The 10,001-nt window shown below is 64.5% G+C and carries 11 protein-coding genes; 9 read left to right on the plus strand and 2 right to left on the minus strand.

Going from position 1 to position 10,001, the window contains the following annotated elements:
- From BN903_RS11175 to arsB, 6 genes are all read left to right on the plus strand, one after another.
- The coding region (locus tag BN903_RS11175) for a Rieske 2Fe-2S domain-containing protein (protein WP_048077805.1) at positions 1-267 on the plus strand (267 nt) is incomplete at its 5' end.
- A gap of 1 nt (position 268) precedes the next feature.
- Positions 269-2,848, plus strand: a complete 2,580-nt coding sequence (locus BN903_RS11180) for an arsenate reductase (azurin) large subunit (protein ID WP_048077806.1) — start codon at positions 269-271, stop codon at positions 2,846-2,848.
- Positions 2,845-3,516, plus strand: a complete 672-nt coding sequence (locus BN903_RS11185; protein WP_052334955.1) for a peptidylprolyl isomerase — start codon at positions 2,845-2,847, stop codon at positions 3,514-3,516. The genes BN903_RS11180 and BN903_RS11185 overlap by 4 nt, the downstream gene beginning before the upstream one ends.
- Before the next feature lie 260 nt (positions 3,517-3,776).
- Entirely contained in the window at positions 3,777-4,544 is a 768-nt protein-coding gene (locus BN903_RS11190) for an MIP/aquaporin family protein (protein ID WP_048077807.1), read from the plus strand.
- A 155-nt stretch (positions 4,545-4,699) separates the two neighbouring features.
- On the plus strand, positions 4,700-5,155 hold the full coding sequence (locus tag BN903_RS11195) for a RidA family protein (protein WP_048077808.1): 456 nt from the start codon (positions 4,700-4,702) through the stop codon (positions 5,153-5,155).
- A 97-nt stretch (positions 5,156-5,252) separates the two neighbouring features.
- Positions 5,253-6,431: an ACR3 family arsenite efflux transporter gene (arsB, locus tag BN903_RS11200; RefSeq protein WP_048077809.1), complete on the plus strand. Its 1,179-nt coding sequence runs from the start codon at positions 5,253-5,255 to the stop codon at positions 6,429-6,431.
- Positions 6,432-6,443: 12 nt separating this feature from the next.
- Here the strand turns inward: arsB and BN903_RS11205 are convergent, their stop codons facing one another.
- Positions 6,444-6,788 (minus strand): hypothetical protein, encoded by a 345-nt coding sequence (locus BN903_RS11205; RefSeq protein ID WP_048077810.1) that lies wholly within the window; start codon positions 6,786-6,788, stop codon positions 6,444-6,446.
- A 114-nt stretch (positions 6,789-6,902) separates the two neighbouring features.
- The gene (gene phoU / locus BN903_RS11210; RefSeq protein ID WP_048077811.1) at positions 6,903-7,577 is read right to left on the minus strand and encodes a phosphate signaling complex protein PhoU; all 675 of its coding nucleotides are present in this window, start codon (positions 7,575-7,577) and stop codon (positions 6,903-6,905) included.
- A 143-nt stretch (positions 7,578-7,720) separates the two neighbouring features.
- Here phoU and BN903_RS11215 point away from each other — a divergent pair, with 143 nt between their 5' ends.
- The 3 genes from BN903_RS11215 to BN903_RS11220 all read left to right on the plus strand — a co-directional run.
- Entirely contained in the window at positions 7,721-9,352 is a 1,632-nt protein-coding gene (locus BN903_RS11215) for an ABC transporter substrate-binding protein (RefSeq protein ID WP_048077812.1), read from the plus strand.
- A gap of 65 nt (positions 9,353-9,417) precedes the next feature.
- Complete coding sequence (locus BN903_RS18340) at positions 9,418-9,552, plus strand: hypothetical protein (protein WP_255331286.1); 135 nt, start codon at positions 9,418-9,420, stop codon at positions 9,550-9,552.
- A 119-nt stretch (positions 9,553-9,671) separates the two neighbouring features.
- Positions 9,672-10,001 (plus strand): carbonic anhydrase (locus BN903_RS11220; protein WP_048077813.1); only part of this gene is annotated, 330 nt, incomplete at its 3' end.

Raw genomic sequence — 10,001 nt, forward strand, 5'->3', positions numbered from 1 at the left:
CTCTGTACGCACATGGGCTGTCCCGTTCAGGGACAGGTGAAACCCGAACGGGAGATGGCCGGCCCCTGTCCGTGCCACTACACGACCTTCGACCTCTCGAAAGGCGGGCTCGTCGTCAGCGGGGCGGCGACGACGGACCTCCCGCAGATCCGACTCGACGTTGAGGACGGCGATGTCTACGCGACGGGCGTCGACGGGCTGTCGTACGGCTACCGGGACAACCTACGGGACGGAGAACCCGTCACCGCGGAGGAAACGGAGGGATAAGATGGCGGATAACCCACACACGAGCCAGGTCCCCATTCCACCCACGGACGCCGAGAGGAGCTCGCGGTCGTGTCGGTACTGTATCGTCGGCTGCGGCTACGAGGTGTACAAGTGGCCCGTCGGCGAGGGGGGAGGCCCGACCGCCGACGAGAACGCGCTCGGGATCGACTACCCGGCGGGCTACGGCGAGTGGCCCTCGCCGAACATGCACGAGATAATCGAGGAGAATGGGAGGGAGTATCACATCCTGTTCGTCCCCGATACCGAGTATCCGGTCAACGAGGGGTCACACTCCATTCGTGGCGGGACGCAGGCGCAGTCGCTGTACTCTCCAAACAACGAGGACTACGACGACCGCCTGAAACAGCCCCAGATCCGGATCGGCGGCGATCTCGTCACCGTCGATTGGGACACCGCTATCGAAGCGTGGGCCCGGGCCACCGAGATCGCCACGGAGAACGGCGAGAACCCGAACGGCTACGGACAGAAACTGTACTTCTATCAGTTCATCGAGAACACCTTCGCCGGGACGAAGCTCTGTCACGACGTCATCGGCTCGCCCAACTGGGGCGGCCACAACCGTCCGGCGCTCACGACGGAAGTCCCCGGGCTCGTTAACGCCGGCCTCGCACAGTGGTCCTACGCCTACGAGGACGCCGCGGAGGCGGACACCATCGTGCTGGCGGGAGCCGATCCCAAGGAGAACCAGGACGTCATCTTCAGTAAGTGGATAAACGAGGAGGGCGACGCCGACATCGTCTTCATCGATCCGCGAAAGAAGTTCACCGCGAACTACGCCGAGAACAACGGTGGGATCCACCTCCAGGTCAACGAGGCGACGGACCCGATCCTCCTGAACGCCATCGCGCGCCACATCGTCGATCAGGGCTGGCACGACGAGGGGTTCATCGAGGAGTGGGTGATGGACAACCGGGAGACGATCGATGAGGAAGGGTGGTACCAAGAGGAGTTCGGGCTGACGCCCGAGGAGTACTACGATCTCTTAGACGATCCCCGCTACGCCCCCGAGAACGCCACCGAGACGACCGGCGTCCCGGCCGAGGAGATCCGCGAGGCCGCCGAACTCATCGCCCAGCCCGAGGCCGAGGAGACGAACACGCTGTTCATGCTGGAGAAGGGACTCATCTGGGGCTGGTCCCACGAGAACACCGGCGCGATGGCGAACCTGACGCTCATCACCGGCAGCGTCGGTCGCCCTGGTACCGGTATCACCCGCGCCGGGGGCCACCAGGAGGGCTTCTGGACGAACGGGGCCGCGGGGGACGCCATCGCCGAGCGTTCGACGCAGACCTTCGACGGCGAGAACGTCGAGGACGTGACGGTCGCGCCGAACACGGTCGAACGCGTCAGGGACGGGGAGATCAAACACTGGCACGTCATCGGTAACGATCCGGCTCGCCACTCGTACGCGACGCAGGACCTCCGGAACGCGATCCGGGAGCGCACGAGCGGCGCGCAGCCGCAGACCGCCGACATCGACGAGATCGAACGCGCGTTCCGCGAGCGCATCGAGAACGGCGGCATGGTCGTCACCCATCAGGAGCTGTACCCCAACACGACGACCCAGTACGCCGACATCGTCCTGCCGGCGATGGCGGTCGAGTCCGGCGAGGGCGGCGATTACCACCGCTGGAACGGCGAGCGCCGCTTCCGGCAGTACCAGGGCTTCATGGAGGGCCCCTCCGGCGCGAAGGAGGACTGGGAGATATTCTCGATGATGGGCCAACGGCTCGGTGCCGACGACATGGACTGGGACGACTCCCGAGAGATCTTCAACCTGATCTGCGAGGAGTATCCGGGCGCCGGGGGCGATCACTCCCTCGAAGGGATCGCGCCCGCCGCCGAAGCGAACGACATGACGCCGGCCGAGTACATGGAGACCGTCGAAGAGGGCGTCCAGCAGCCGATCTACGAGGAGAACGGCGAGGTACAGGGGACGCCCCGAATCCACGCCCCGGACGGCGAACGCGAGGTCATGGATCACCGGTTCCACACGAGCACGGGCGAGGCGATCCTCCAGCGTGTCGACTGGGATCGGGTCGTCGACACCGACGAAGGGACGACGATCGGCGACGTCTACGAACGGCTCAGTCCCGGCGATGACGAGATCTGGGTGACGAACGGCCGACTCCAGCACCTCTGGCAGAACATGTACACCCACCAGCGGCTGGAGTACGTCCAGAAGCGCTTCCCGCAGAACGTCCTCCAGCTTCATCCCACCGACGCGGCCGAACGAGGGATCGAAGCCGGCGATCTCGTCGAGATCGTCAACGACGACGTCTTCAACATCAACGGCGAGAACACCCAAGGCAGCTTTACCGCGGTCGCCTACGTCGTCGACGAGGACGACGCGGCTCAGGGACAGCCCGTCTCGGAGGGGTTGGCGTACACGTACTGGCTGTATCCGGACCAGGTCAACAACGACATCAACCCGGCGTACCTCGATCCCGCAAATCCCAATCCCGGCTACAAGTACGGGAAGGGGAAGATCAGACGCCTCGGCGAGAGCGAGGTCAAAGACGAAATGAGCTTCAAGCCGATGAACATCGCCCCAGAATGACGGTGACCGAGCACACCGCCGCACTCAACGACGGCGAGTTCGTCCGGATCGAGTACACGGCGCGCACGGCGGCGGGCGACCGCGTCGTCGACACGACCGATCCGTCTGTCGCGGCGGACGCCGACCTGGTCGGGATCGAGGCCGACGGTCCGATGGTCGTCGTCCTCGGCGAGGGACACCTCTTCGAACCCGTCGAGGAGGCGGTTCGCGAGGCCGGCATCGGCGGATCCGCGACGGTCAGGGTCGGCCCGACGGAGGCGTTCGGGGAACGCGACCCGCGAAAGGTCGAGACGGTTCCGGTGGGGCTCGTCCCGCCGGAGAAGCGGGAGGCAGGTCGAACCGTCTCAGTCGCCGGACGCGACTGCGTGATCGAGTTGATCGACGAGGAGACGGTCACGCTGGATTACAACCACTCGTTGGCCGGCGTCACGCTGGAGTACGAAGTCTCGGTCTTGGAACGACTTCCCGATGGAGACCGGGCGGCCGGGCTATGCGCGCTTCACGGACTCGACGCCGACGTAACGCTCTCGGAGCGCGAACTATCGATTTTCGTCGCGGGGACTGAGCCGTCGCCGGAGCTCGACCGCCGGCTGCGGGCGTTCGTCTGCGACGCGAAACAGTTGCTGCCGGTCGACGCTATCACCATCGATCAGACGTACGCGGAATAAGTCACACTAACGCGGACACGTGGGACGCGAGCGGTCGTCGACATGGCTGCGTTTTCGACGCCGCCGATGTCAGGTTGTCCGCGGATACGTGAGAGAGCTCCATACAGGAGTACAACCTTCGCTGAGAGGGGTTGTTCGGAGTTCAAAACGCTTTAATATATGAGCAGATGCTCATCTATTATGAGATCGGAGACGACGAAAATCGGCGATAATTCGGAACGAACCGGGAGTACGAGCAGTAGCAACCTTCTAAGTGGAAGATGAACCCGTACGTCGCGGAAGTCATCGGGACTGCGATCCTCATCATCTTCGGAGGCGGCGTCGTCGCCAACGTCGTGCTCGACGAGACGAAAGGGAACGGCGGCGGCTGGATTGTCATCACGTGGGGATGGGCGATCGGGGTGTTCATGGGCGTATTCACTATCAGTCAGGTCAGCGGCGGTCACATCAATCCCGCCGTGACGATAGGACTCGCCGCCGCGGGTCTATTTGACTGGACGCAAGTCCCACTCTACGTGGCAGCACAGACGCTCGGTGGGTTCTTGGGTGGCATAGTCGTGTGGCTGGCATACAGAGACCACTTCGCGGTTACGGAGGACGAGGGCGCGAAACTGGCGATCTTCTCGACCGCTCCCGAAATCCGGAATTATTCGTCCAACCTGATAACCGAGATCATCGGTACGTTCGTCCTAGTGTTCGGCGTTCTATATCTGAATTCTGCCGGCTTCTTGAACGAGACATCTGGCGAGATCCTTCAGACGATCACCATTGACGGACAGGAGGTCGGATTCGGCCTCGGCGCGCTCTCGGCGCTGCCGATTGCCTTGGTTGTACTCGGCATCGGGTTGTCTCTAGGCGGTCCCACGGGCTACGCTATCAACCCCGCTCGTGACCTCGGACCGCGCATCGCACACGCAATCCTTCCGTTCCCGCACAAAGGCCCGTCGGACTGGGCGTACTCATGGGTTCCCGTTGTCGGACCGATCCTCGGTGCGCTCCTCGCAGCCGGGCTCTACCACCTGCTCTGAGACGAGGTGTGGCTGCCGAACAGCCGGTACCTTCTCGGGGCCGTTCAGCGATACCGATAGTTTAGCAGACGTACTTGTCGTTCAAAATACAGGCCTCCTGCCAGTCCTTGTAATTCTTCGAAGAGCTTTAATACTTGAGCAACTGTTCATCTATTATGGGACAGCGAACAACAGAAGTCGACTCGGACAAGAATCGCGCCGCCGATATGAACATCGACCCAACGTTGAGCGAGGAGAGCAAGCGCCAGCGCGACGGAACGGATAACATCGGAGCGTTCGGGAAGCGGACAGGCTCGTCTGATCTACGCTTTTTCGAGGGTATCCTTCCCAAAGTCGACGGCCAAATTCTGGGTGATCATTCAATCGAAGAGCAATTCTCGACTGCGCTCGACAACCTCGAATCCGCTCTTGCCGACAACCGAAACGCGACGTTTGGCGACGTGATGAAACTCGAGATTCAGCTCACGGATCCGAGCGCCGCGGAGGCGATCGATCACGTCTACGAGTCGCGGTTCGACGACGTCGAGTTACCGCCGCGGACCGTCGTCGGCGTCTGCTCGCTCCCCGGCGGTGCGGACGTACAGCTCGACGTGATCGCGGCCGAAGAGTAGCCGTCTCCTCCGATACACTAATTATGAGCGCTCACCCGTCCACACACCGGTATCGCCCGCCAGTCGATTCGTCCGTCATCACGGAGGTGGGACCGTCGTGAGCGACGCCGTTCACGAACATGGACCGAACTGCGACTGCGAGTCATGCGGCGACCCGCGGTCGATGGACTTCCTCGACAAGTACCTCACCGTCTGGATCTTCGGCGCGATGGCGATCGGGATCGGTCTCGGCTACGTCGCGCCGTCGGTCACCGGCCCGATCCAGGACCTCCACCTCGTCGAGATCGGGCTGGTGTTGATGATGTACCCGCCGCTTGCGAAGGTCAACTACGGACAGCTCCCCGCCGTCTTCAAGAACGTGAAGGTGCTCGGACTGAGCCTCGTCCAGAACTGGCTCATCGGGCCGACCCTCATGTTCGGGCTGGCGATCGTGTTCTTCAGCGGGCTCGTTCCCGGACTCCCCGCCCGTCCCGAGTTCTTCCTTGGGCTGGTGTTCATCGGGATGGCCCGCTGTATCGCGATGGTGCTCGTCTGGAACGAGCTCGCGGAGGGCTCGAACGAGTACGCCGCGGGCCTCGTCGCGTTCAACAGCGTCTTCCAGATCCTCACCTACGGCGTGTACATCTGGTTTTTCGCGCTCGTCCTCCCGCCGCTGCTGGGCATGGAGTCGCTGGTCGCGGGGATCTCCGAGTTCGGAATCAGCCCGCGACAGGTGTTCGAAGCGATCGCGGTCTTCCTCGGGATCCCCTTCGCCGCGGGAATCGCCTCGCGGTTCGTGGGGACGCGGACGAAGGGCGTCGAGTGGTACGAGGAGACGTTCGAGCCGACTATCAGTCCGCTCACGCTGATCGCGCTGCTTTTCACCGTGATCGTGATGTTCGCGATGCAGGGCGAACGCATCGTCGCCCAGCCGAGCGACGTCCTCCTGATCGCGGTCCCGCTCACGATCTACTTCGTCGTGATGTTCTTCGTGAGCTTCGGGATGGGCCGCGGGATCGGCGCGGACTACTCGACGACGACCGCGATCGGCTTCACCGCCGCGAGCAACAACTTCGAGCTCGCAATCGCCGTCGCCGTCGCGGTGTTCGGTGTCGGCTCCGGCGTCGCGTTCGCGACGGTCATCGGTCCCCTCATCGAGGTCCCGGTGCTGCTCGCCTTGGTGAAGGTCGCGCTGTACCTCCAAGACAGGTACGACTGGCAGGGGTACACGACCGGCCAACTAAACGAACCGACCGCAGACGGGGACGGGACATCAGGGTCGACGGCCGACGACTGACCCGGAACGCGCTCAGACGCCCGGGACGCCGAGCGCGGTGATCCCGAGGTTGAGAACGTCGTTCAGCACGAAGATGACCGCCAGCGCGGCCGCCCACGCGACGACGCCCATGATCGCGGCCTTCACCCAGCCGCCCGGGTAGCGCCACTTGATGACCCACACCCACGCGACCAGCGCGACGAGCGAGCCGACGATCGGTATCAGCGATCCGATCGCCCAGGCGACGGCCCCGATCAGCGCCGTGACCACCGCGTGCGAGTAGTCGTCGACGTCGGCGACGACGCGGCCGCTGACGTAAATTCCCAGTCCACCCACCAACAGCGCGACGACGAACGAGACGATCGCTCCCAGTACCATGGGTGTCCCGTCTCACTTCCGGGGGATATAACACGGGGACAGAATCGTTTCCGGTGACACGTCCGGACGAAGCCCGCGCGGCGAGGGTCCGACCCCCGACCTACCCCGAGTCGGTCAGTACAGCAGTTCGTCGTCGTTCTCGATCATGTACAGCGACCGGGCGGCGATGTTGACCGCGTGGTCGCCGACGCGTTCGAGGTCGCGGATCGTGAGCAGGAGCCGCGAGACGTTCCGCATCGTCCCCTCCACGTCGGCCTCCTCGCGCAGTTCGTCGCGCTCGATGAGGTCGCGGACGACGAGCTCGCTCGCCGCCTCGCAGGCGGCGTCGACCTCGTCGTCGGCCTCCGCGACGGCGTGACACAGCTCGGGGTCGGACTCCGCGTACGCCGCCATCGCCTGCTCTAACATCTCCAGCGTGTCGTCGCCGATGCGCTGGACGTCGACGTCGGGGAACACCTCGCGGTCGGCCCGCTTTGCGTACTCGCCGAGATTCGTCGCGAGGTCCGCGATCCGTTCGAGGTCGGTGATGATCTTGAACGACGCCGCGATGAACCGCAGGTCGCCGGCGACCGGCTGCTGGAGCGCGATGAGGTCCGTACACTGGCCCTCCAGCTCCAAGTAGAGTTCGTTGATCTCGGCGTCGCCGGTGATCACCTCCTCGCCTAGCTCGCCGTCCTGCCGTTCGAGGGCGTCGAGCCCCATGCGGAGGCGCTCGGCGACCACCTCGCTCATGTAGAGGACGTCGTCGCGGAGTCCCTCCAGTTTCGTCTGGTACTCTTCGCGTGGCATCGTGTTGGCGTATCCGCCACGCCGGACGCACAAAAACACGTCGGCGATAGCGAGATACCGGACGTAATTTCTGGTTATCCGGCGTACGGTCGAACGCTGCCAGTGTGTCCGGTAATTTATGTGTCGGGGAGAAACGGACCGCCATGTCACGCGAACTCGACTCGTCGCGACGACGGATGCTGCGCGGCGTCGCGGCCGGCGTGACGGCCGGGACCGTCGCGGGATGTACCGGTGGCGGCTCGGACGGCACGGGGAACGGAACCGACGGCGGAACGGGCGACGGCGAACCGGTCGCCGGCGGAGAGCTTGTGTACTCACAGCAGGTGTCGCCGATCGAGTTCGACCCGATCGTCGTCAACGACATCTACTCGCAGCAGGTGTGCTCGCAGGTGTTTGAGCCGCTGTACGCCTACGACGAGAGCACCAACCCCGTCCCGCACCTCGCACGCGAGGAGCCGACCGTCGAGCGCGACGGGACGCGGTACGTCGTGGAACTGCGTGACGGGCCGCGCTTCCAGAACGGCGAGCCCGTCACCGCCGAGGACATCCGCTACTCGTTGCTCGCGCCGGTCGAAGAGGAGACCGCCAACGCGCCGGACGTCGAGATGATAGACAGCGTCGAGGTCGTCGACGACCGGACGGTCCAGATCGATCTCCAGTACGGCTACGGCCCGTTCTACACGCTCGCGCTGACGCGGAACGTGGTGCCCGAGTCGGTCCGGGAGGCGGACAAGGAGGCGTTCAACCTCGACGCGCCGGTCGGCTCCGGACCGTTCGAGTTCGACGACTGGACGGAAGGGGAGTTCGTCGACCTAGTGAAGTGGGACGACTACTGGGGTGACCCGAAGCCGTACCTAGACCGGCTCCGGTTCGAACCCGTTGAGGAGAGCACGACGCGGGTCGTCTCCTTAGAGACCGGCGAGTCGGACGTCGCCGACGGGATCACCCCCCAGACGTGGGAGACGGTCGAGAGCGCGGACAACATGTCGCTCCAGTCGGAGCCGGGCATCTCCTACTACTACATCGCGTTCAACTGTAACGAGGGACCGACGACGGACCCGCAGGTCCGGGAGGCGATAGATTACGCCGTCTCGATGGACCAAGCGGTCTCGAACTTCATCGAGCCGGCCGGGGAACGCAACTACGCGCCGGTCCCGCTCCCGGTCGCCGACTCGTGGGACTTCCCCGTCGACGAGTGGGCGGATATCGGTCACGACCGCGATGTCGACCGGGCCGCAGAGCTGCTCGCGGACGCCGGCGTACCCGAAGACTACGGCTTCCGGATCATCGTCCCGCCGGACGACCTCCGCGAACAGATCGGCGTGTCGGTCTCGAACGGGCTGAAGGAGGCCGGCTACGATGCCGAGGTCCGCCGGTACGACTGGGGGACGTTCCTCGACACTTACGACACCGGAAACGAGGACGACTACAACATGTACGCGCTGGGGTGGCTCGGCGGGCCGGACCCGGACTCGTACGTGTACAACCTGTTCCACGACGAGCAGATCGGTGCCACCAACGGGACCTACTACGAGAACGACGACCTCATGGAGGAGATCATCGCCGCGCGCCGCGCCAGCGACATCGACGAGCGACGCGAGCTGTACGAGTCGATCATTCCGACGGTGCTGGAAGACCGGGTCCACCTCCCGAGCTACAGCCTCCGCGTCTCCATTGGCGTCCGCGACCACGTCAACGACTTCGTCGCCCACCCGCGCTCGCAGTACAACCCGCGGATCCTGAGCGACTACAACAACGTCTGGCTCGACCAGTAGCGACCCTCGTTCGCGGCGCGGACTCGGTCGAAGCGTTCAAATCCCGCCGCGACGACGGCTCGGACATGGAGAACTTGGAAGACATCGTCCTCGACGAGAACGAGGAGGCGCTCGCGCCCGCAGTGGTGATCGCGACCGTCGCGCTCCTCGCGGTGTTCGTCGTCGGTATCCTGGTCTCGGTCGTCGGACTCGTCGCCTGACCGGCCCGCCCGACTCGTCGCTTGACCGATCCGCTGAAACGGCGGCGACGAGCGTCTCCCCGGTCGGGACGGTCGGCTCCGTCCCCGACGCTTTTGACTTCTCCCCGGGTGAAGCCGATATGGACAGTCGGATACTCAGGGATCTCCTCGACCGCAACGACGACCACGTCGATGCGCTCGCGCCCGGCGTCTTCGACCGCCACCGCGAGGGTCAGCGCCCCGGCGTAGTCTCCGTCTGCTGTTCCGACTCGCGCGTCTCGCAGGAGGGGATGTTCGCCGTCGACGAGCCGGGGTTCCTCTTCACCTCCGGCGCGATCGGGAACAGCGTGAGCGCGCTCGTCGACGGCGAACGGGTTCTCGACGGGAGCGTGGCGTATCCGCTCCGTCACACCCACACCGAGATCATCGTAGTGGTCGGCCACACCGGATGCGGCGCGATAGACGCCGCG

Source organism: Halorubrum sp. AJ67 (genome assembly GCF_000513435.1).